Origin of the sequence: Luteimonas sp. MC1750 (assembly GCF_016615955.1) — a bacterium.
In the GTDB taxonomy this organism is placed as follows: domain Bacteria; phylum Pseudomonadota; class Gammaproteobacteria; order Xanthomonadales; family Xanthomonadaceae; genus Luteimonas.
In genome coordinates this window covers 310,460-330,075 of the sequence record NZ_CP067113.1, presented here as the reverse complement: position 1 = coordinate 330,075, position 19,616 = coordinate 310,460, and the positions used below count along the sequence as shown (strand labels likewise).

The 19,616-nt window shown below is 71.4% G+C and carries 17 protein-coding genes; 5 read left to right on the top strand and 12 right to left on the bottom strand.

Going from position 1 to position 19,616, the window contains the following annotated elements:
- Positions 1-50: 50 nt before the first annotated feature.
- The 3 genes from atpB to JGR68_RS01595 form a co-directional block, all read right to left on the bottom strand.
- Positions 51-848 (bottom strand): F0F1 ATP synthase subunit A, encoded by a 798-nt coding sequence (gene atpB, locus JGR68_RS01605; RefSeq protein ID WP_199360092.1) that lies wholly within the window; start codon positions 846-848, stop codon positions 51-53.
- A gap of 1 nt (position 849) precedes the next feature.
- Positions 850-1,233: a hypothetical protein gene (locus JGR68_RS01600; protein WP_199360091.1), complete on the bottom strand. Its 384-nt coding sequence runs from the start codon at positions 1,231-1,233 to the stop codon at positions 850-852.
- Between the two features lie 326 nt (positions 1,234-1,559).
- Positions 1,560-3,125, bottom strand: coding sequence for a BCCT family transporter (locus tag JGR68_RS01595; RefSeq protein ID WP_199360090.1), 1,566 nt, complete (start codon positions 3,123-3,125; stop codon positions 1,560-1,562).
- Between the two features lie 109 nt (positions 3,126-3,234).
- Between JGR68_RS01595 and JGR68_RS01590 the strand changes: the two genes are divergently transcribed.
- Positions 3,235-4,164, top strand: coding sequence for a hypothetical protein (locus JGR68_RS01590; protein WP_199360089.1), 930 nt, complete (start codon positions 3,235-3,237; stop codon positions 4,162-4,164).
- 43 nt (positions 4,165-4,207) lie between these two features.
- On the opposite strand, the gene JGR68_RS01585 is transcribed toward JGR68_RS01590, so the two are convergent.
- The 3 genes from JGR68_RS01585 to JGR68_RS01575 form a co-directional block, all read right to left on the bottom strand.
- Positions 4,208-6,121, bottom strand: a complete 1,914-nt coding sequence (locus JGR68_RS01585; protein WP_199360088.1) for a peptidoglycan recognition family protein — start codon at positions 6,119-6,121, stop codon at positions 4,208-4,210.
- A gap of 198 nt (positions 6,122-6,319) precedes the next feature.
- Positions 6,320-8,167 carry a dihydrolipoyl dehydrogenase gene (lpdA, locus tag JGR68_RS01580; protein WP_199360087.1) on the bottom strand — a complete coding sequence of 616 codons (1,848 nt, stop codon included), beginning with the start codon at positions 8,165-8,167 and terminating at the stop codon, positions 6,320-6,322.
- A gap of 10 nt (positions 8,168-8,177) precedes the next feature.
- On the bottom strand, positions 8,178-9,590 hold the full coding sequence (locus tag JGR68_RS01575) for a dihydrolipoyllysine-residue acetyltransferase (RefSeq protein ID WP_199360086.1): 1,413 nt from the start codon (positions 9,588-9,590) through the stop codon (positions 8,178-8,180).
- Positions 9,591-9,838: 248 nt separating this feature from the next.
- Here JGR68_RS01575 and JGR68_RS01570 point away from each other — a divergent pair, with 248 nt between their 5' ends.
- A complete protein-coding gene (locus JGR68_RS01570; RefSeq protein WP_199360849.1) occupies positions 9,839-10,456 on the top strand; it encodes an OmpW family outer membrane protein in 618 nt (205 codons plus the stop codon).
- Positions 10,457-10,992: 536 nt separating this feature from the next.
- Here JGR68_RS01570 and JGR68_RS01565 read toward each other — a convergent pair.
- Together JGR68_RS01565 and JGR68_RS01560 are read right to left on the bottom strand one after the other, a co-directional pair.
- The gene (locus JGR68_RS01565) at positions 10,993-11,865 is read right to left on the bottom strand and encodes a DMT family transporter (protein WP_255531897.1); all 873 of its coding nucleotides are present in this window, start codon (positions 11,863-11,865) and stop codon (positions 10,993-10,995) included.
- A gap of 82 nt (positions 11,866-11,947) precedes the next feature.
- Positions 11,948-12,997, bottom strand: coding sequence for an NAD(P)-dependent alcohol dehydrogenase (locus JGR68_RS01560; protein WP_199360085.1), 1,050 nt, complete (start codon positions 12,995-12,997; stop codon positions 11,948-11,950).
- Positions 12,998-13,106: 109 nt separating this feature from the next.
- Here JGR68_RS01560 and JGR68_RS01555 point away from each other — a divergent pair, with 109 nt between their 5' ends.
- Together JGR68_RS01555 and JGR68_RS01550 are read left to right on the top strand one after the other, a co-directional pair.
- A complete protein-coding gene (locus JGR68_RS01555) occupies positions 13,107-13,589 on the top strand; it encodes a YajQ family cyclic di-GMP-binding protein (RefSeq protein WP_199360084.1) in 483 nt (160 codons plus the stop codon).
- Between the two features lie 7 nt (positions 13,590-13,596).
- Positions 13,597-14,151 (top strand): DUF1415 domain-containing protein, encoded by a 555-nt coding sequence (locus JGR68_RS01550; RefSeq protein WP_199360083.1) that lies wholly within the window; start codon positions 13,597-13,599, stop codon positions 14,149-14,151.
- Here JGR68_RS01550 and JGR68_RS01545 read toward each other — a convergent pair.
- Positions 14,148-14,882 carry a 16S rRNA pseudouridine(516) synthase gene (locus JGR68_RS01545; protein WP_199360082.1) on the bottom strand — a complete coding sequence of 245 codons (735 nt, stop codon included), beginning with the start codon at positions 14,880-14,882 and terminating at the stop codon, positions 14,148-14,150. The two genes, JGR68_RS01550 and JGR68_RS01545, sit on opposite strands and share 4 nt — an antisense overlap.
- Positions 14,879-15,964, bottom strand: a complete 1,086-nt coding sequence (locus JGR68_RS01540) for a class I SAM-dependent methyltransferase (RefSeq protein ID WP_199360081.1) — start codon at positions 15,962-15,964, stop codon at positions 14,879-14,881. The genes JGR68_RS01545 and JGR68_RS01540 overlap by 4 nt, the downstream gene beginning before the upstream one ends.
- 138 nt (positions 15,965-16,102) lie before the next feature.
- On the opposite strand from JGR68_RS01540, the gene JGR68_RS01535 reads away from it, so the two are divergent.
- The gene (locus JGR68_RS01535; protein ID WP_199360080.1) at positions 16,103-16,363 is read left to right on the top strand and encodes a hypothetical protein; all 261 of its coding nucleotides are present in this window, start codon (positions 16,103-16,105) and stop codon (positions 16,361-16,363) included.
- A gap of 16 nt (positions 16,364-16,379) precedes the next feature.
- On the opposite strand, the gene JGR68_RS01530 is transcribed toward JGR68_RS01535, so the two are convergent.
- A complete protein-coding gene (locus tag JGR68_RS01530; RefSeq protein WP_199360079.1) occupies positions 16,380-18,905 on the bottom strand; it encodes an FtsX-like permease family protein in 2,526 nt (841 codons plus the stop codon).
- A complete protein-coding gene (locus tag JGR68_RS01525) occupies positions 18,902-19,612 on the bottom strand; it encodes an ABC transporter ATP-binding protein (protein ID WP_199360078.1) in 711 nt (236 codons plus the stop codon). The genes JGR68_RS01530 and JGR68_RS01525 overlap by 4 nt, the downstream gene beginning before the upstream one ends.
- Positions 19,613-19,616 lie beyond the last annotated feature (4 nt).

The window sequence follows — 19,616 nt, the reverse complement described above, 5'->3', positions numbered from 1 at the left end:
CTTTGAGGGTTGGACGAAAGGTGAAGGGTGGAACTGGATGAAGCGGTGACTCAGTGGCTGTCTTCCGACAGGCTCAGGTAGACGATCGACAGCATCATGAAGATGAAGGCCTGCAGCGGGATCACCAGGATGTGGAAGATCATCCAGCCGAAGCCGAACAGCGCACCGCCGATGAGGCCGAGGAGGCTGGCGCCGCCGAGGACCCAGATCAGCAGGAAGACGATCTCGCCGCCGAACATGTTGCCGAACAGTCGCATCGCCAGCGAGATCGGCTTCGACAGCCACTCGACGATGTTGAGGATGAGGTTGAAGGGCATCATCCACTTGCCGAACGGCGCGGTCAGGAATTCCTTGGTGAATCCGCCGAGGCCCTTCGAGCGCAGGGCGAAGAACAGCATCAGGAAGAACACGCTGATCGACAGGCCGAGCGTGGCGTTGACGTCGGCCGTGGGCACCGGCTTCCAGTACTCGACGCCGATCCAGGACAGCGGGACGGCGAAGAAGTCGGCCGGGATGAACTTCAGCATGTTCATCATCAGGATCCAGAAGAACAGGGTGATCGCGATGGGCGTCACCAGCTTGCTGGAACCGTGGTAGGTGTCGCGGGCCTGGCGGTCGACGAACTCGAGCATGATCTCGACGAAGGCCTGCCACTTGCCGGGCACGCCGGCGGTGGCGCGGCGGGTACCGGCCCAGAACAGGAAGGTGATCAGCAGCCCCATCGCCAGCGAGCTGACCAGCGTATCGACGTGCAGGGTCATGAACGACCCCTCGCCGACCGACGCGGTCAGGTTCTGCAGGTGGTGCTGGATGTAGCTGGTGGGGGTGAGATCCGCCGCAGCCGCCATGTCATGAATTCCTGTTTCGATGTCCGCTGGCCATGGCCAGCACCTGTGCCACCAGGGCGACGACCGCGCCCCCGATCACTGCCAGGGCCGGCAGCCTCGCCACGGCGATCGCGATGAACAGCGTCGCGATCACCACCAACCACTTCGCCAGCAGTCCCAGCACCAGGCGCGACAGCGCGCCGGCGGCGGGACCGATGCCGCCACCCAGCGCGAGCACGCCGTACAGCGCGCCGCCCGCGGCGATGGCCCCGCCGCCCGCCAGTGCCGCCAGGGACCACGCGGGACCCTTCGCCAGCAGCGCAAGCGAAAGCGCGGCGACCGCGACCACCTGGAAGGCGATCGTGCGCCGCACCAGCCGCGTTCCTGCGGCAAGGGGATTGAGCATGGTGTCCTGTAGCCCTGGTGCGGGAGCCGGCCCGGCTTGAATCGGCCCCGTAAAGCCCCGGAAGTATATCAGGCGATGGCGGCGCGCGGCCAACCTGGTGCAACCCGCGGCCGTGCCGGCACGCGACGCCGTCCGATGCGGCCCGTCGGCAGGCTGCGCCCCGCCGGGATTCCCGGCGATCGGGCGCATTCAGGAAATTGCCGTCGTCTGCGCGGAACCTCCGGCCGGCTGCGCTGTCCCACGTCTGCGCGACCCGTGTGCTCTCCCCTCGTCGATCCGCACGGGTCCGCAGAAGCCCCGGCACTCCGCCGGGGCTTCGACTTTTCTCACCCGCCCTCACCCTCGCCGCGCCCGGGTCCGCGCTCCTGCTGCTCGCGCGCGATCCAGTCGGCGACCGCGCGGCGGGTCCGTCGCTCCTCGGCCTTCTCGCGCAGCACTTCCAGCGCGAGCACGCGGTGCAGGCCGACCATCACGCCCACCATCAGCAGCGCGAACGGCAGCGCGGCCACGGTGATCAGTGCCTGCAGCGCCTCCAGCCCGCCGGCGACGAGCATGGCCGCGGCGATCAGCGCGATGGCGACGCCCCAGGCGAACTTCCGCGCGAGCGTCGGATCCCCCGCGTGCTCGCTCGACATCGAGCCCAGCACCAGCACCGCGGAGTCGGCCGAGGTCACGAAGAAGATCACCAGCAGCAGGATGGTCAGCGCCGAGAGCAGGCCCGGCCACGGCAACATCGCGTACATGTCGAACAGCACCGTCTCGTAGCCGTTCGCGAGCGCACCGGCCATGTCCGCGCCACCGAAGATCTGGCCCCACAGCGCGGCGCCGCCGAAGGTCGAGAACCAGGCGAAGCCCAGCAGGCTCGGCACCACGACCACGCCCAGCACGAATTCGCGCACGCTGCGCCCGTAGGAGACGCGGGCGATGAACGCCCCCACGAACGGCGACCACGAGATCCACCAGGCCCAGTAGAAGATCGTCCAGTCGGCCACCCAGGTGCTGCCGGAGAACGGCGTCATGGTCAGGCTCATCTCGACCAGGTGGTCGAGGTAGCTGCCCAGCGACGTGGTGAAGGTCTCGAAGATGAAGCCGGTCGGCCCCAGCAGCGCCACCGCCACCAGCAGCAGGCCGGCGAGCGCGAGGTTGAAGGTCGACAGCCACTTGATGCCGCGATCCACGCCGCTGGCGCTGGACGCCATGTACAGCACGAAGCACACCCCGATCACCGCCAGCTGCATGCCGAGTCCACCCGGCAGTCCGAACACACGCGTCATGCCGGCGCTGATCTGCATCGTGCCGAAGCCCAGCGTGGTGGCGACGCCGATCGCGGTCGCGACCACCGCCACCACGTTGACCACGCCGCCGATCCAGCCCAGGTGGCGGTCGCCGATCAGCGGCTGCAGCAGGTCGCTGACCAGTCCGCGCCCGCTGCGGTTGTACTGGAACCACGCGATCGCAAGGCCCATCAGCGCGTAGATCGCCCACGGATGCAGGCCCCAGTGGAAGAAGGTGTAGCGCATCGCCGCGCGCGCGGCCTGCGGCGTGCCCGGCGGCAGGCCCTCGGGCGGCTTCACCAGGTGCGAGACCGGCTCGGCCGCGCCCCAGAAGACCAGGCCGATGCCCATGCCCGCGGCGAACAGCATCGCCAGCCACACCGGGCTGGAGAACTGGGGCTCGGCGTCGCGCCCGCCGATGCGCAGGCGCCCGGTCGGCCCGAACGCCAGCCAGGCGAGGAACGCGAGCGTGAGGAACACGATCAGCAGGTACAGCCAGCCCGCGTGCGCGAGCACCGCGGCCAGCGCGGCACCGGTGACTTCGCCGAAGCGCACCGGCGCGACACCGGCGACGAGCGACAGCAGCACGACGAGTGCCAGCGAAATGCGGAAGACCATGGCAGCGATTCCTCGATGGCAACGGGCGCATCGAAGCATAGTCCTCGTTCACGGATCGGAGACCTGCGCGCCAACCACACTGTCGCCCCCACATTCCCCCGGATCTTCCATGACCCAAGGATCGAACGCCCTTGCGACGCACCGTCTCCGCCGCACCGCGCTTGCATGCGCGGTGCTTGCCCTGGCCGCCGCGCAGCCGGCGCTGGCCCAGGACGCCAATCCGCGCGACGACCGCTTCACCCTGCGCCTGAGCGCCTTCAATCCCAGCGCCGACCTGCGCCTCGGCCTGGAAGGCGACGCCACCAGCGACGGCGAGACGGCGGTGTTCTCCGACGCCGTCGACTTCGACACCGGCGACGAGTGGCGCCCGCGCGGCGCGCTGAACTTCCGCATCAGCGACCGGCAGTCGATCGGCGCCAGCTACTACGACTACGAGAACGACCAGGACTGGAGTTTCGGCGGCGGCAGCGTCGATCCGGGCCCGGGCGGCCCCGTGGGCCTGCCCGCGGTCGACGCGAGCGGCAGGATCAAGTTCGCGATGGCCTCCGCCCACTACGAGTACGCGGTGGTCGCGACGCCGGCGTTCGAGTGGGGCCTGGGCCTGGGTGCCACCCATCTCGACCTGGAGGCCATGGCCGACGTCGCCTGGTCGGCCACCGACGAGCTGGACGCCGGCAACGCCGGGTTCCGCGAAGGCTTCGACGGCTGGAGCCCGGCCCTGCACACGCGCGTGACCTGGCGGCCCGCGGACCGCTGGCGCGTCGACCTGGACGGCCAGTACCTCAATGCGAACTGGGGCGACTTCATCGAAGAGGACGGCCACTTCGAGCGTGCCGGCATCGTCGTCGAGTACCTGGTCACCGAGCGCTTCGGCGTCCACGTCGGCTACGACTGGTTCCGCCTCAAGCTGCGCGACACCTATGCCGGCACCATCGTGCCGCCGGCGGACGCGGGGCTGTCCGACATCGAATGGTCGGCCGCCGCGCGCACGCAGTTCAAGGTGCACGGCCCGATGGCGGGCGTGACCTTCCGCTTCTGACCGGTTGCCGGCGGGGCGGCCAGGCCGCCCCACCGGACGCCCGTCAGTTGCGGACCTGCACGTCGTCGATATAGACGTTGATGTCGTAGCTGGTGTTGGCGTGGTACAGCCAGATCGCATCCACCTTCACGCTCGCCGCGGTGATCGCGCCGTTGCCGCCGACCCACGCGTTCCACTGGTTGGCGTCGGTGAGTGACCAGGACACATAGGTCCAGCTGTTGGCCGCGAGCGCGCGGCTGACCGAGCGCTCGGTGCCATCGCTGTCGTCGATGCCGATGCCGACGCTCATGCCGCTGCCGCCGGCATACACCCAGAAGCCGACGCTGCCGTTCGCGCGGCTGACCGCCGCGTTGCTGCCGGGGTTGCCGCCGCCGGACAGCAAGCGCACCGCCCAGGCCGCGCTGGTGTTCGGGTTGTCCTTCAGCAGCACCTGCAGCGAGCAGCTGCCGTTGCGGCGCGTGCTGCAGTTGCGCGTCGCGGTGGACGCGGTCGAGATGCCGGCGGTGCTGCCGGAATACGCCGGGCTGGTGTTGAAGTGCCCCACGTTGCTCTCGAAGCGGTCCAGCCAGGTCGTGCTGCCGCCGCTGCCCGGATTGAGCAGGGTGTAGTAGCTGGCCCAGTTCCAGTTGATGCCGGGGTCGGTGTGCGTCTGGCCACTGAAGTGCTGGTGGCCTTTGATCTTGACCGAGGTGGGCAGGACGTTGATGCCGCTCGACGGCGCGCCCCGGTAGGCGCTCGAGCAGGTGACCGCGCTGTACCTGGCGCAGAAGTCGCGCACCAGCGCCGCGGAGGCGTTGTACATCGCGCTGGTGTACCAGCTGCTGTTGTTGACGTAGCCCTCGTGCTCGATGCCCAGGGTGTAGCTGTTCTGGTTGCGCACGTGCCAGGCGGTGTGCGCGTTGCGCACCATCTGGGTGACCTGGCCGTCGGAGCTGCGGATCACGTAGTGCGCGCTGACGTTGGCGGTCGAGTTCTTGAACCAGCTGATGGTGCCGGCGTAGCTGCCCTGCGCGGTATGCAGGGTGACCGCGCTGACCGCCGCGCTGCGCGAGGCGTTGTAGTTGCTCGAATGCGCCGGGTTCCAGATCGCCGGGCCATAGTCGGTGCTCTGCGCGCGCAGGCGGCCGTCGCCTTCCTTTGGCGAGGGCTTGCGCACCAGCTGCTCGCTCACCGGGTCGATCGCGTAGCCGTCGACCTCGATCCGATCACCCGCGACGTCGAGGCGCACGAACGGTGCCTGCAGGCGCACGAGGGTCTCGGGATCGAAGGCCTGTTCCCACGCCACCGCGGTCTGCGGCACCACCATGCCCTTCTCGTCGACGCCGCGGTCCTGGGCCAGCAGCACGTCGAAGGCGAAGCTGGCGCGCGCGTAGTCGTCGATCGCGCCGCCGACCGGCGACGGCGAGAAGCCGGCGTAGCTTGCGAGTTCGGGCGCCAGCGATTCGAGGTCGCGCACGTCGCGGCCACGCAGCCGGCTGCCCAGCAGCGCGGCCGCGGCCATGATGTTGGTGGCCGGATCGCGCCTGACCTGTTCCGCCGGCACGCCCAGCAGCGCGGCCGCCTCGCCCACCTGGTCGGCAAAGCCGCCGCCGGCGTAGAGGCCCATCACGCCGTGCGCCGCGGGCATGTGGCCGTGGTCGTCCATCGCGCCCGCGTCCTCCGCGCGCACATGCTGCCAGCGGCTCTGCACGTAGGCGATCGCCTCGAGCGTCCCGCGGGGGATCTGCGGATACGCCGCGTAGGCGCGCTTGAAATACGCCGGATACGCCGCGCGCTCGGCGCGCAGCCGCACCTCCTCGTTGCGCAGGCGCGCGGCCATCGCCGCCTCCTGCTTCGCGGCGGCGACATCGCCGCCAGCGTCCCACTGCGCGAACCGCGACTCGCCCGCGGACGCGCCTGCAGCGGCCAGCGCGGTGGACAGCAGCAGCGCCGCTCCATGAACCTTACGAATCTTCATCTCGACCCCTCGTTGCGCCTTGGCGCATGGCTCCCCCCGTCCCCGGAACCCGTCCAGCGGGCACGCACGTGTGCCCGCCGTTACTGGTTACGCGGCGCGGGGGACGCGGGATAGATGGGGTCGGCCCTAAGGGGGCGGACTGGCGCGACGAAGCGCGACGCGATGGCGTCTCGCTTCGTGCAGCCGGTCACATCGCGACTACTTGCGCCTGGGGATGTAGAGGTCGGTGATCGTGCCGTCGTACATCTCGGCGGCCATGGCCACCGACTCGCCCAGGGTCGGATGCGGGTGGATGGTGTGGGCGATATCGCCGACCTCGGCGCCCATCTCGATCGCCAGCGCAGCCTCCGAGATCAGCTCGCCGGCGTGCACGCCGACGATGGCCGCGCCGATGACGCGCTTCGTCGCCTCGTCGAACACCAGCCGGGTGAAGCCTTCGGTCCGCGCCAGCCCGATGGCCCGGCCGCTCGCCGCCCACGGGAACTTGCCCACGCCCACCTTCAGGCCCTTGGCCTTGGCCTCGGTCTCCGTCACGCCGACCCAGGCGATTTCCGGATCGGTATAGGCCACCGACGGGATCACCCGCGCGACCCACTCCTTCTTTTCTCCGGCGGCCACTTCGGCGGCCAGCTTGCCCTCGTGCGTCGCCTTGTGGGCCAGCATGGGCTGTCCGACGATGTCGCCGATGGCGAAGATGTGCGGCACGTTGGTGCGCATCTGAGCGTCGACCTCGATGAAGCCGCGCTCGCCCACGCGCACGCCGGCCTTGTCCGCGTCGAGCGCCCGTCCGTTGGGCACCCGGCCCACGGCCACGAGCACGCGATCGTACAGCCTGGCTTCGGGGATGCTGTCGCCCTCGAAGACCACCTCGATGCCCTTCTTCGCCGCCTTCGCCTCGACCACCCGCGTCTTCAGGTGGACCGACACGCCCTGCTTCTTCAACCGGTCGGCCAGCGGCTTGACCAGGTCGCGGTCGGCGCCGGGGATCAGCTGGTCCGCGAGCTCGACCACGGTGACGTGGCTGCCGAGGCCGCGATACACCGTCGCCATTTCCAGCCCGATGATGCCGCCGCCGACCACCAGCAGCGTCTTCGGCACCTCGGCCAGCTGCAGCGCATCGGTGGAGTCCATGATCCGCTCGTCATCCCAGGGGAAGCCCGGGAGCTTCATCGCCTGCGAACCCGCGGCGATGATGCACTGGCCGAAGCGCAGCAGCTGCGTGCCGCCGTCGTCGCCGGTGACCTCGATCTCGTTGGCCGACACGAAGCGGCCGGTGCCTTGCACGACGCGCACCTTGCGCTGCTTCGCCATGCCGGCCAGGCCCTTGGTGAGCTGGCCGACCACGTTGTCCTTGTAGCCGCGCAGCGTTCCCAGGTCGATCTTCGGCTTGCCGAAGTCGACGCCGAAGGCGCTCGCGTGCGCGGCCTGGTCGATCACGTCCGCCGCGTGCAGCAGCGCCTTCGACGGAATGCAGCCGACGTTGAGGCAGACGCCGCCCAGGCTCGGGTAACGCTCGATGAGGACCGTATCGAGACCCAGGTCGGCGGCGCGGAAGGCCGCGGTATAGCCGCCCGGACCGGCGCCGAGCACGACGACGGCGCACTCCACGTCGGCCTTGCGGCCACTCGCCGCGGCAGCCGCGGGCGCGTCGGGTGCATCCGGCTCGGCCGGCGCGCGATGCGAGCGCGCGACCGGTGGACGCCCGGGGCCGGCGTCCGCTGCGGACGGAGCCGACGCGCTGGACGCGGCCGGGGCCGCGGCAGCCGATGCCTCGGCAGGGGCCGGCGCGTCGCCACCACCCTCGCCTTCGGCTTCCAGCACCACCACCACGCTGCCCTCGGCCACCTTGTCGCCGACCTTGACCCGGACCTCGCGCACCACGCCGGCGGCCGGGGACGGCACTTCCATCGTCGCCTTGTCGGACTCCAGCGTGGCCAGGCCCTGGTCGACGGCGACGGTGTCGCCGACCGCCACCAGCACCTCGATCACCGGCACGGCGTCGAAACCGCCGATGTCGGGCACCTTCACTTCGATCGTGTTCGCCATCGCCGCGTCCTCAGAGCATCGCCCGGCGCATGTCGCCGAGCAGCTGTGCGAAATAGGCGGTGAACCGCGCCGCCGCGGCACCGTCGATCACCCGGTGGTCGTAGGACAGCGACAGCGGCAGCACCAGCCGCGGCTTGAACTTCTCGCCGTTCCACACCGGCTTCATCGCCGACTTCGACACGCCGAGGATGGCCACCTCGGGTGCGTTGACGATCGGGGTGAAGCTGGTGCCGCCGATGCCGCCGAGCGAGCTGATCGAGAAGCAGCCGCCGGACATGTCGGCCGGTCCGAGCTTGCCCTCGCGCGCCTTCTTCGCCAGCGCCGAGGTTTCCTGTGCGATCTGCATCACGCCCTTGCGGTCGCAGTCGCGCACCACCGGCACCACCAGCCCGTTGGGCGTGTCGGCCGCGAAGCCGATGTGGACGTACTTCTTCAGGATCAGGGTTTCGCCCGAGGCATCGAGCGAGGCGTTGAACTGGGGGTATTTCTGCAGCGCCGACACCGCCGCCTTCATGATGAAGGCCAGCATGGTGAGCTTGACGGCGCCCTTGTCGGCGCCGCGCTCGTTCTCGCGGTTGAGCTCGACGCGCAGCGCCTCGAGTCCGGTGATGTCGGCGTCGTCGTGCTGGGTGACGTGGGGGATCATCGCCCAGTTGCGCGCCAGGTTCGCGCCGCTGATCTTCTGGATCCGGGTCAGCGGCTGCTCCTCGACCTCGCCGAACTTCGAGAAGTCGACCTTCGGCCAGGGCAGCAGGTTGAGGCCACCGCCGCCGCCGCCGGCGACCGCGCCGCCACCGGCCGCCGCGCCGCCGGCCAGCGCCGACTTGACGAACTGCTGCACGTCCTCGCGACTGATGCGTCCTCCGCGCGCACTGCCCGTCACCTGCAGCAGGTCGACGCCCAGCTCGCGCGCGAACACGCGCACCGCCGGACTCGCATAGGGAACCTTGTCCGGCATCACCGCATCGGCATCGAGGACCCGCGGCGGTGCCGCCTGCGTCGCGCCGGCGGGCTCGCGGTCGATCGACGCCTGGGCGATGTTGTCGGGCTTCGCGGCCACCGCCACCGGTTCGACCCGGGTGCCGGTTTCCGCCGCGGGCCGCTCGCCGGTGCCCGCATCCGGCTGCGCGCGCGGCGCTTCCTCGGCGGCGGCCGGAGGCGTCGGCTGCGCGGCCGCCTCCTCCGCGGGTTCGATCAGGGCCACCACGCCACCCTCGGACAGCGTGTCGCCGACCTTGACCTTCACCTCGCGGACCACGCCCGCGAACGGGGCCGGCACTTCCATGGTCGCCTTGTCGGATTCGAGCGTGATCAGGCTCTGGTCCTTGGCCACGGACTCGCCGACCGAGACCAGCACCTCGATCACCGGGACATCGTCGAAGCCCCCGATATCGGGAACACGCGCTTCCTGGGGGCTGGCCATCGGGGATCTCCACGGGTCGGTCGGGCGGATGGCTATTGTGGCCCCGCGGGGTGCACGCGCCAACCTGGGACCGGGTCACCGGCGATTCATCGCCGTCGCGGCGACGTGCGGCCGCTTAACCGCGCGTGGAGAAGTTCCCCCGCGGCACCCGCCGCGACAAGCGCGATTCATCCGCGCATCGATAGGGTGGCGGCGCCCCACTCCCCGGGGCCCATACGCAAGTAACGAGGAGATCCCCCATGTCCCGCATTGCCCCCATCACCAAGATCCTGGTTCCCGCGGCGCTGGCGCTTGCCATCGCGCCGGCGGCCTTCGCCCAGGACAACGCCCCCGACAAGCGCGTCTCGGTGACCGCCGGCTATTCGCTGGTCGAGCCCACGCGCAATCCCGAGATCGCCGGCGCCCGCACGCAGTTCGACGGCGAGGGCACGCCGACGCTGGGCGTGACCTATCACATCACCGACAACTGGGGCGTTGAAGCCTGGGCGGCCGACAGCTACGGCCAGCGCGTCAACACCGCTGCCGGCAAGGCCGGCAGCGTCGATGCGCAGCCGTATTCGCTGAGCGGCCAGTACCGCTTCGGCACGTCCGACAGCACGGTGCGTCCGTTCGTCGGCCTGGGTTACCACGAGACGAACTACGACAGCGAAACCCCGACCGCCGCCGGCCAGCGCGTGGGCGTGGAGACCGCCAAGGGCGGCGTGGCCACGGTCGGCATGGACGTCAACATCAGCCCGACCTGGTTCGCGCGCGCCGACGCACGCTACTTCCAGGCCGATTCGGATGTGCACATCGACGGCGTGAAGGCCGGCGACGCCAAGCTCGACCCGGTGATGGTCGGCGTGGGCATCGGCGCGCGCTTCTGATCCGTCGCGCCAACGGCTGTACCAGGAGGCGGGCCCCATGCGGGCCCGCTTTTTTTCTGTTGTTTTCCCGATTTGGCAGACGGCCGGCACCGCATGCCTGTAGGAGCAGCTACAGCTGCGATCGGTGAACGCTGCCTTGGCCGCATTTTCGGAGCCGGCCTCCGTGGTGGTCCACGCGGCCCGTCCCGCGCACAGGGGGTGTGCTGCGCCGGCCGTCTCCGCGTCCTGCTGCCAGCGGCCGGGCGCCGGCCATCCATGGCCGGCTCTCCGCTCACCCCCTGTACGCGGGACGGGCCCCGGCCTCTATCGGCTTCGGACCCGACAGCAAAAGCGGTCGCGGCTGGAAGAGTCAGGAACAACAGGAGCGCACCGGGTTCCCACCAACGAAGATGCAATGGCTTGCAGCGCCTTGGCTTGTCCCGCCACAGGATCGCGAAAGAAGTCGGACCCGCCGCGGATGCAGGGGGGATGGCCAGAGCCGGCCATGGATGGCCGGCGGCCGGAACTGGGAGCAGGACAGCGAAGATTCCGGCTGGTCATCCCCCCTGCATCCGCGGCGGGCACCGCTGATCGCCCCGCACCACGCGCTCGCGGCGCATCAGGTAGAGGCCGCTGGCGACGATGATCCCCGCGCCCAGCCAGGTCATGCCGTCCGGCAGCGCGCTCCACAGCACCAGGTCGAGCAGCACCACCCAGACCAGGGCGGTGTATTCCAGCGGCGCGATCAGCGAGGCCTCGCCCAGGCGGAAGGCGTGGGTCAGCGCCACCTGTCCGAGGGTTCCGGACACCGCGACCCCCGCGAGCAACCAGCCGTCGGCCGCGCGCAGCGGTACCCAGTCCGGCCAGGCGAGCAGGCCCGCGCCCACGGCCACCATCGCCAGGAACCAGAACACCAGCGCCTGCGCGCTGTCGCGCTGGGCCAGCATCCTCACCGTCACCACCGACGCCGCGTAGCAGACCGTGGCGAACAGGACCAGGAGGCCGGCCCGGGTCAGCATGCCCTCGCCGCCGGGACGCAGCACCACCAGCACGCCGATGATGCCGACCACGATCGCGGCCCAGCGCCGGGGCCCGACGTGCTCGCGCAGCAGGGGCACGGCCATCGCGGTCACCAGCAGCGGACCGACGAAGGTGATCGCATAGGCAGTCGACATCGGCAGGTCTCGCAGGCCGGCAACGAAGCACGACAGGAACAGCACGCCGAGCACGCCGCGCAACAGGTGCAGCGGCCAGTGCACGCGCAGCAGCGGACGCAGGCCCGTGGTCGAGAGCGCCCAGGCCAGGACCAGCGGCAGGCCCACCGCGCCGCGCAGCGCCGCGACCTGCATCGGCGGGTAGTGGCCGGCCAGCTGCTTCATGCAGGCGTCCATCACGCACAGCACGGCGACCGCGAACAGCATCGCGAGCACGCCGCGACGGTGGTCGCGCGCAGCCGCGGCCTCGGCACCGCCGTCGCCGGCGACGCCGGGGGTGACCGGTTCCACCGCCGGCTCAGACCGCGAAGCTGGCGGCGTCGATCACGAAGCGGTAGCGCACGTCGCCGCGCAGCATCCGCTCGTAGGCATCGTTGATGCCGTCGGCGTCGATCAGCTCGATGTCGCTGGCGACGCCGTTGGCGGCGCAGAAGTCGAGCATCTCCTGGGTTTCGCGGATGCCGCCGATCAGCGAGCCGGCCAGGCGCCGCCGGGCCATGACCAGGGACGAGGCCGCCACCGGGGTCGGCTCGGGAATGCCCAGCAGCACCATCGTCCCGTCGATCTTCAGCATCTGCAGGTAGACGTTGTAGTCGTGCGCGGCGGAGGCCGTGTCGAGGATCATGTCGAAGCGCTTCGCCAGCCGGCGCACCGCGCCGCGGTCGCTGCCGACAACCTCGAAGGCGTGCGCACCCAGCTTCAGCGCGTCCTCGCGCTTGCGCTCCGAGGTGCTGAGCACGGTCACGCGCGCGCCCAGCGCGACGCCCAGCTTGACCGCCATGTGGCCCAGCCCGCCGAGTCCGACCACGCCCAGCTCGTCCCCTTCCTTCAGGCCGAAGTGGCGCAGCGGCGACCAGGTGGTGATGCCGGCGCACAGCAGCGGCGCCGCGCGATCCAGCGGCAGGCCGTCGGGGATGCGCAGCACATAGTCCTGGTGCACGGTGATGCGCGTGGAATAGCCGCCCTGGGTGGTCTCGCCGGTCGAGGGGTCGACGCTGCCGTAGGTGGCGACCATGCCCTTCTCGCAGTACTGCTCCTCGCCGGCCGCGCACTGCGCGCAGCTGCGGCAGGAATCGACGAAGCAGCCGACGCCCACCGCATCGCCCACCGTGTAGCGGTCCACGCCCTCGCCGACGGCGGCGACGTGGCCGACAATCTCGTGGCCCGGCACGAGCGGATATTCGACCGGACCCCACTCACCGCGCACGGTATGCAGGTCGGAATGGCAGATGCCGCAGTAGCGGATATCGATCAGGACCTCGCCGGGGCGCGGGTCGCGGCGCTCCAGGCTCCATGGGGCCAGCGGCGCGGTGGCCGAGGTGGCGGCATAGGCGGCGGTCGTGTGCATGGCGGGCTCCGGGGCGGTTCTGGGGGACGGGCGCCCATGATGCACGAGGCCCCGGCCATCGGCGTTGCGGTACCCTGAGCCCCTGTTCCCCCGCACCGGAAACCGCGCCATGCCGTCCTTCGACATCGTCTCGGAAGTCGACACCCACGAGCTCACCAACGCCGTCGACCAGGCCAACCGCGAGCTCACCACGCGCTTCGATTTCAAGGGCGTCGACGCCGCCTTCGAACGCGAGGAGGCCGTGATCACCCAGCGCGCGCCCAGCGACTTCCAGCTGCAGCAGATGACCGACATCCTGCGCGCGCGCCTGGCCGCGCGGAAGATCGACACGCGCTGCCTGGAATTCGGCGACGTCGAGAGCAACCTCGCCGGCGCGCGGCAGAAGGTCACGGTCAAGCAGGGCATCGAGCGCGAGCTGGCGAAGAAGATCGGCAACGAGATCAAGGCCGCGAAGTTGAAGGTCGACACGCAGATCAACGGCGACAAGCTGCGCGTCACCGGCAAGAAGCGCGACGACCTGCAGGCGGCGATGGCCCTGCTGCGCAGCAAGGAATTCGAGCAGCCGCTGCAGTTCGACAACTTCCGCGACTGACCCGGCGATGCACGCGACCGACGATCCGATCGCCGACACCCGCCGCTGGCTGGAACGCGCGGTCATCGGGCTCAACCTGTGCCCGTTCGCCAAGGCGGTGGTCGCCAAGGGCCAGGTGCGGATGGTGCTGAGCGATGCGCGCGACGAGGCGACGCTGCTGTCCGAGCTGGGCGCGGAGCTGTTGCGCCTGCGCGACACGGCGGCGACCGGGGTCGACACGACGCTGATCGTGCATCCGCAGGTGCTGGCCGATTTCCTGGACTACAACGACTTCCTCGAGACCGCCGATGCGCTGGTGGCCGAGCTCGAGCTGGAGGGCGTGCTGCAGGTCGCGAGCTTCCATCCGCAGTACCAGTTCGCCGACAGCCATCCCGACGACATCGCCAACTTCACCAACCGCTCGCCGTGGCCGACGCTGCACCTGCTGCGCGAGGACAGCGTGTCGCGCGCGGTCGAGGCGTTTCCCGATCCGGACGAGATCGTCGAGCGCAATGTGGCGACGCTGGAGAAGCTCGGGCTCCCCGGGTGGCGCGCGCTGTTCGAGGACGTGCCCAGGGGCTAGCGGCTTCTTGTGGGAGCGCGTGCCGCAATCCCGACAGCGAAAATCCTGTCGCGGCCGGCGTCGTCGAGCAGCCGCCACTCGCCTTCCGGCAGGTCGTCCAGCGACAGGCCACCGACGCGGCTGCGGTGCAGCGCGACCACGTGGTGGCCGACGGCGGCGAACATGCGGCGCACCTGGTGATAGCGGCCTTCGTGCAGCGTCAGGCGCGCCTGCGTCGGTGACACGACCTCGAGCCCGGCGGGCAGCAGGGGGGTCTTTTCGGACTCCAGCATCAGCGTGCCGCTGGCGAAGATCGCCGCCTCGTCGCCGCGCAGGGGTTCGGCCAGCGTGGCCTCGTAGATCTTGGGCAGCTTCGCTTTCGGCGAGATGATCCGGTGCAGCAGCTGGCCGTCGTCGGTCATCAGCAGCAGGCCGCTGGTGTCGCGGTCGAGGCGGCCGACCGTGGACAGGGTGGGCGAGCGCAGCGCGAAGCGTGGCGGCAGCAGGTCGTAGACCACGCGGCCGCGATCCTTCGTCGAGCAGGTATGGCCCACTGGCTTGTGCAGCATCAGCAGCAGGCCGGGCGGCGGTTCCAGCGGCTCGCCGTCCACGCGGACGTCGTCCCACGCGGGCGCGTCGTCGGCGTACAGCACCTCGCCCGCGGCGTCGGTGACCCGGCCTTCGCGGAACATCAGCGCCACCTGCTTGCGGCTGCCGTAGCCGAGGTTGGCCAGCGACTTGACCAGCTTCATCGCGGCGGACGCCCGCCGCGCGCGCCGCCCGCCTTCACCGCTTCGACGACCTTGAAGCCGCCTTCCTGGGCCACCAGCCGGGCTTCGCCGAAGCCCGCGCCGAGCGCCTGTTCGTAGGGCAGGTGGCGGTTGGCGACCAGCCACAGCCGGCCGCCCGGCCGCAGCGCCTGCGCGGCGGCGGCGATGAAGGCGCGGCCGATGTCCGGGCGCTCGCGGCCGTCGGGCGCGTGGAAGGGCGGATTGGTGACCACGACGTCGTAGGCGCCGGGCACGCCCGCCACCACGTCGTGCCAATGGAAGCCCAGCGCGGCGCGCGACGCGAAGCCGGCCAGGTTGTGGCGCGCCATCGCCAGCGCGCGGGCGTCGGCCTCGTAGGCGTCGAGCGCACTGATGCCGGGGCTGCGCTCGAGCAGTTCGGCCGCGAGATAGCCATAGCCGGCGCCGAGGTCGGCGGCGCGGCCGGCCAGGTCGGCCGGCAGGTGCCGGGCGAGCAGGCCGGATGCCGCGTCGATGCGGTCCCAGGCGAAGACGCCGGGCCGGCTCAGGAAGCGGCCTCCGGCCACCTGTCTCGGGGCATCGAGGTCGCGCCACTGCGCGGCCAGCGCGGGGTCGGCGCCGGGCTGGCCGGCGGCGGCCCAGAACACGCGGCACTTGTGCTTGCTGCGCGTGGTCACCGGACCGGCGATGCGGACGAAATCGGCTTCGGCGGACTTCGCTCCGGCGTCGTTGGCGACGCTGGCCACCACCATCGCGCCCGGTGCCGCGCGCGACAGCGCCTCGGCAAACAGCGCGCGCGCCTCGTCGCGCTGGCGTGGCGGCAGCACGAGGACCAGCGGCCTCGCGACGTCGGCCTCGCCCGCGCCGGTCGCCACCGCCTCATCGGCGACGGTGAAGCCCGCGCGCACCAGTGCGTCCGCGTCGGGCCGGAACGGCGCTTCGCAGGCCAGCCCGGGCCAGTCCGCCGCGACCAGGGCGGCGCCCGCGCGCGCGCGCAGGAACACGGCACCGGGCGCGCGCGCCAGGTCTCCGCTGGCGAAGGGAAGCATCAGCGCGTCGAGGGCGGGATCGCCGTGGATGGCCATCGTGGCTCCGGTGGAGGAAACAGGGCCGCGATTGTAGTGCCGCGGGCCGCGTGCACGTCGCGCCCACGCGCGCTTCATCGGACCCGAATGCCGGGTTTGCCAGCATCGGGGCCCCCATGCAGAACAGAGGAAACGCGTATGCGCGCACTCTTCGTCGGCGGACCGGTCGACAACAGCGAGCTCGACATCGAAGGCGAGACGCCTCCCACCCACTACCCGCCCGACACCGGCAGCGGCCAGTCGCGCTACCGCCTGCAGCAGGTCGGTCGCCGCGGCGACGCGGTCGTGTACGCGGTCTACGGAGCGCCCGACAGCGCCGATGACGAGGTGATCGCGATCGCCGACGAACGCGACTACGCGCGTCGTTTCGACGCCGAACCGCAGCGCGTCGACGCCTGAGGCGTCACGGCTGCGCTCAGCCCTGCAGCTCGCGCAGGGTCACCGCCGGCGGCGCGTCCAGGACGCGCCGCGTGGCCCAGAGTCCCGCCACCAGCGCCGCGGCCATGCCGGCCAGCCCGCCGGCGGCGGCCATGCCGAGATCCGGCGTCCAGGGCAGGTCGAAGACCTCTTTCGCCACCACGCCTGCGAGGACGGTAGCGGCCACCGCCGCCACCAGCCCGGACAGCAGGCCGATCACCGCGAACTCCGAAGCCTGCGCCAGCCGCAGCTGGCGCCGGCTTGCCCCGAGCACGCGCATCACCCCGCCTTCGAGCAGGCGCTCGTCCTGGCTCGCGCTGATCGCCGCCAGCAGCACGAGCAGGCCTGCGGCGAGCGCGAACCAGAACACCACCTCCACCACGGTCGAGACCTGGTCGGCGGTGTTGCGCACCTGGGTCAGCACCGCGTCGACGTCGATCACCGAGACGTTGGGATAGCGCTGGACGAGTTCGCGCGTGAACGCGGTATCGCCCTGCGGCACACTGACCGCGGTGATCCAGCTGGCGGGGTAGCCGTCCAGCGCGCCGGGCGAGAACAGCACGAAGAAGTTCGGCCGGAAGCTTTCCCAGTCGACCTCGCGCAGGCTGGTCACCCGGCCCTCGATGCGGCGTCCGGCGATGTCGAAGGCGACGCGGTCGCCGAGCGCCCAGTCGAGTGATTCGGCGAAGCCGGCCTCGACCGACAGCTCGACGCCCTCGGTGCCTCCGGCGCCCCAGAACTCGCCTGCGGTCACGCGGTTGTCGTCGCGCAGCTCGCGCGCGGTGGACAGGTTGAATTCGCGGTCGGCACGACGCTGCGCGCGCCCGGACGCCTCGTCGCCGTCCTCACCGGCGTAATCCTCGCCGCGCACCGGCGTGCCGTTGTGGGTGGCCAGGCGCCCGCGGACCATGGGATAGAGCACCGGTGCCGCCAGGCCCTGGGCCGCCGCCACGGCGGCCACGCCGTCGATCTGGTCCTGCTGCACGTTGACGATGAAGCGGTTGGGCGCCTCCGCGGCCAGCGCGAGCTGCCAGCGCTCCAGCAGGTCGGTGCGCACGAAGGTCAGCAGCAGCAGCGCCATCAGCCCGAGGCCGAGCGCCGACACCTGGGCGATGCTGGTGCCGGCGCGGCGGCTGACGTTGGCCAGGCCGTAGCGGGCACTGCCGCGCAGGCGGCCGCGCAGGCGGCGCACGGCCAGGATCATCAGCCAGGCCAGCAGGGCCAGCGTGCCGAGCGTCAGCGCGATGCCGGCCAGCATCGCCAGCGCCAGTGCCGGCGAGCCCGCCTGCCACCACAGCAGCGCGCCGATCCCGGCGATGCCCGCGGCCAGCACCAGCAGCGCGGCCGGCTCGGTGGGATCGAGGTCGCGGCGCAGCACGCTCAGCGCCGGCACGCGGCGCAGCGCCAGCACGGGCGGCGCGGCGAACGCGAGCAGCACGACCAGCCCCACGCCGTAGCCGCCCAGGGCCGGCATCAGCCCCGCCGGCGGAATGGCGATGCCGAGCATGCCGGCCAGCCAGCCACCGATCGCCCACTGCAGCCCCCAGGCGATCGCCACGCCCAGGGTGCAGGCCAGCAGCCCGAGCATCAGCAGCTCGCCGATGTGGATCCCGGCCAGGGTGGCCTGGCTGGCGCCCAGGCAACGCATCACCGCCGCACCCTGCAGATGGCGCGCGCTGTGCCGGCGCGCGGCCATCGCGACCGCCACCGCCGCCAGCACCACCGAGACCAGCGCGGCCAGGCCGAGGAAGCGCCCGGCCCGGTCCAGCGCGGAGCGGATCTCCGGCCGCGCGTCGGCGGCGGTCTCCAGCCGCTGGCCCCGCGCGAGGTGTTCGCGCGCCACCGCGGTGAAGCGCTCGACCGCGCTGGCCTCGCCGGCCACCACCAGGCGGTAGCGGATGCGGCTGCCTTCCTGCACCAGGCCGGTGGCCTCGAGGTCGTCCGGGTGGATGAAGACCCGCGGCGCCACGTTGAAGTAGTCCAGGGCGGCGTCGGGTTCCTGCGCCACCAGCGCCGCAAGCCGCAGCTCCAGCGTGCCGATGCCCACGGTGTCGCCGATGCGCGCGCCGAGGGTGTCGGCGCCGCCGCGGCTCATCCGCAGCGTGCCGGGCGCGGGGACGCCGGTAGCCGCGGCTTCCACGCCGTCGGCGCCGGCGATGCGGTATTCGCCGCGCAGCGGAAAGCCCTCGCCGATGGCCCGCAGTTCGCCCAGCTTCAGCTGCACGCCGTCGCCGCGGCCCACGCGCACCATGGTGTCGAGCTCGACGGTCTCGGCCATGCGCAGGCCGGCGCTGCCGGCGGCCTCGCGCGCCGGTCCGTCGATCGGCGCGTCGCCGCGCAGCACGGCGTCGCCGCCCAGCAGTCGGTTGGCCTCGATCGCCAGCGCGCGCGCGGCGCGGTCGGTCACGAAGCCGACCGCGGTCACCGCCACCACCGCCAGCACCAGCGCCGCCAGCAGGATGCGCACGTCGCCCGAGACCAGGTCACGCTTCAGCTGCCGCCAGGCGAGTCCGGCGATCCTCATGCGGCCGGCCCGGAGTCCGCCACCAGCCGCCCGCCCTCGATGCGCAGGGTGCGCCGGCAGCGCTCCGCCAGGTGTTCGTCATGGGTCACCAGCACCAGGGTGGTGCCGGCGTCCTGGTTGAGCGCGAACAGCAGTTCGATGATGGCCTGCCCGGTCGCGGTGTCGAGGTTGCCGGTCGGCTCGTCGGCGAACATCAGCGACGGATCGGTGACGAAGGCGCGCGCCACCGCCACGCGCTGCTGCTCGCCGCCCGACAGCTGGCGCGGATAATGGCCGAGGCGCTCGCCCAGTCCGACGCGGGCCAGGATCGCGCGGGCCGGGCCTTCGGCGTCGGCGTCGCCGCGCAGCTCCAGCGGCAGCATCACGTTCTCCAGCGCGGTCAGCGACGGCAGCAGCTGGAAGTTCTGGAACACGAAGCCGACCTTCTCGGCGCGCACCCGGGCGCGGCCATCCTCGTCGAGCGTCGACAGCGGGGCGCCGTCGATCTCCACCGCGCCCGCGGTCGGGGCGTCGAGTCCGGCCAGCAGCGACAGCAGGGTGCTCTTGCCCGAACCCGAGGGGCCGACGATCGCGACGCTCTCGCCGCGCGCGATGGCGAAGCCGACATCGTCCAGGATCACCAGCTCGCCGCCTGGCAGCTGTACGCGCTTGCCCAGGCCGGTGGCGGAAAGCGCCTGGGGCGCGTGGGTTCGGGAAGAGTCAGCCATGGGG

What these genes read in the sequence shown, in the direction of transcription:
- JGR68_RS01555 (WP_199360084.1), top strand. Translation starts at nt 13,107, where the DNA reads ATGCCGTCCTTCGACATCGTCTCGGAAGTCGACACCCACGAGCTCACC.
- JGR68_RS01560 (WP_199360085.1), bottom strand. Translation starts at nt 12,997, where the DNA reads ATGCACACGACCGCCGCCTATGCCGCCACCTCGGCCACCGCGCCGCTG.
- JGR68_RS01540 (WP_199360081.1), bottom strand. Translation starts at nt 15,964, where the DNA reads ATGGCCATCCACGGCGATCCCGCCCTCGACGCGCTGATGCTTCCCTTC.
- JGR68_RS01535 (WP_199360080.1), top strand. Translation starts at nt 16,103, where the DNA reads ATGCGCGCACTCTTCGTCGGCGGACCGGTCGACAACAGCGAGCTCGAC.
- JGR68_RS01545 (WP_199360082.1), bottom strand. Translation starts at nt 14,882, where the DNA reads ATGAAGCTGGTCAAGTCGCTGGCCAACCTCGGCTACGGCAGCCGCAAG.
- atpB (WP_199360092.1), bottom strand. Translation starts at nt 848, where the DNA reads ATGGCGGCTGCGGCGGATCTCACCCCCACCAGCTACATCCAGCACCAC.
- lpdA (WP_199360087.1), bottom strand. Translation starts at nt 8,167, where the DNA reads ATGGCGAACACGATCGAAGTGAAGGTGCCCGACATCGGCGGTTTCGAC.
- JGR68_RS01600 (WP_199360091.1), bottom strand. Translation starts at nt 1,233, where the DNA reads ATGCTCAATCCCCTTGCCGCAGGAACGCGGCTGGTGCGGCGCACGATC.
- JGR68_RS01575 (WP_199360086.1), bottom strand. Translation starts at nt 9,590, where the DNA reads ATGGCCAGCCCCCAGGAAGCGCGTGTTCCCGATATCGGGGGCTTCGAC.
- JGR68_RS01590 (WP_199360089.1), top strand. Translation starts at nt 3,235, where the DNA reads ATGACCCAAGGATCGAACGCCCTTGCGACGCACCGTCTCCGCCGCACC.
- JGR68_RS01525 (WP_199360078.1), bottom strand. Translation starts at nt 19,612, where the DNA reads ATGGCTGACTCTTCCCGAACCCACGCGCCCCAGGCGCTTTCCGCCACC.
- JGR68_RS01595 (WP_199360090.1), bottom strand. Translation starts at nt 3,125, where the DNA reads ATGGTCTTCCGCATTTCGCTGGCACTCGTCGTGCTGCTGTCGCTCGTC.
- JGR68_RS01530 (WP_199360079.1), bottom strand. Translation starts at nt 18,905, where the DNA reads ATGAGGATCGCCGGACTCGCCTGGCGGCAGCTGAAGCGTGACCTGGTC.
- JGR68_RS01585 (WP_199360088.1), bottom strand. Translation starts at nt 6,121, where the DNA reads ATGAAGATTCGTAAGGTTCATGGAGCGGCGCTGCTGCTGTCCACCGCG.
- JGR68_RS01550 (WP_199360083.1), top strand. Translation starts at nt 13,597, where the DNA reads ATGCACGCGACCGACGATCCGATCGCCGACACCCGCCGCTGGCTGGAA.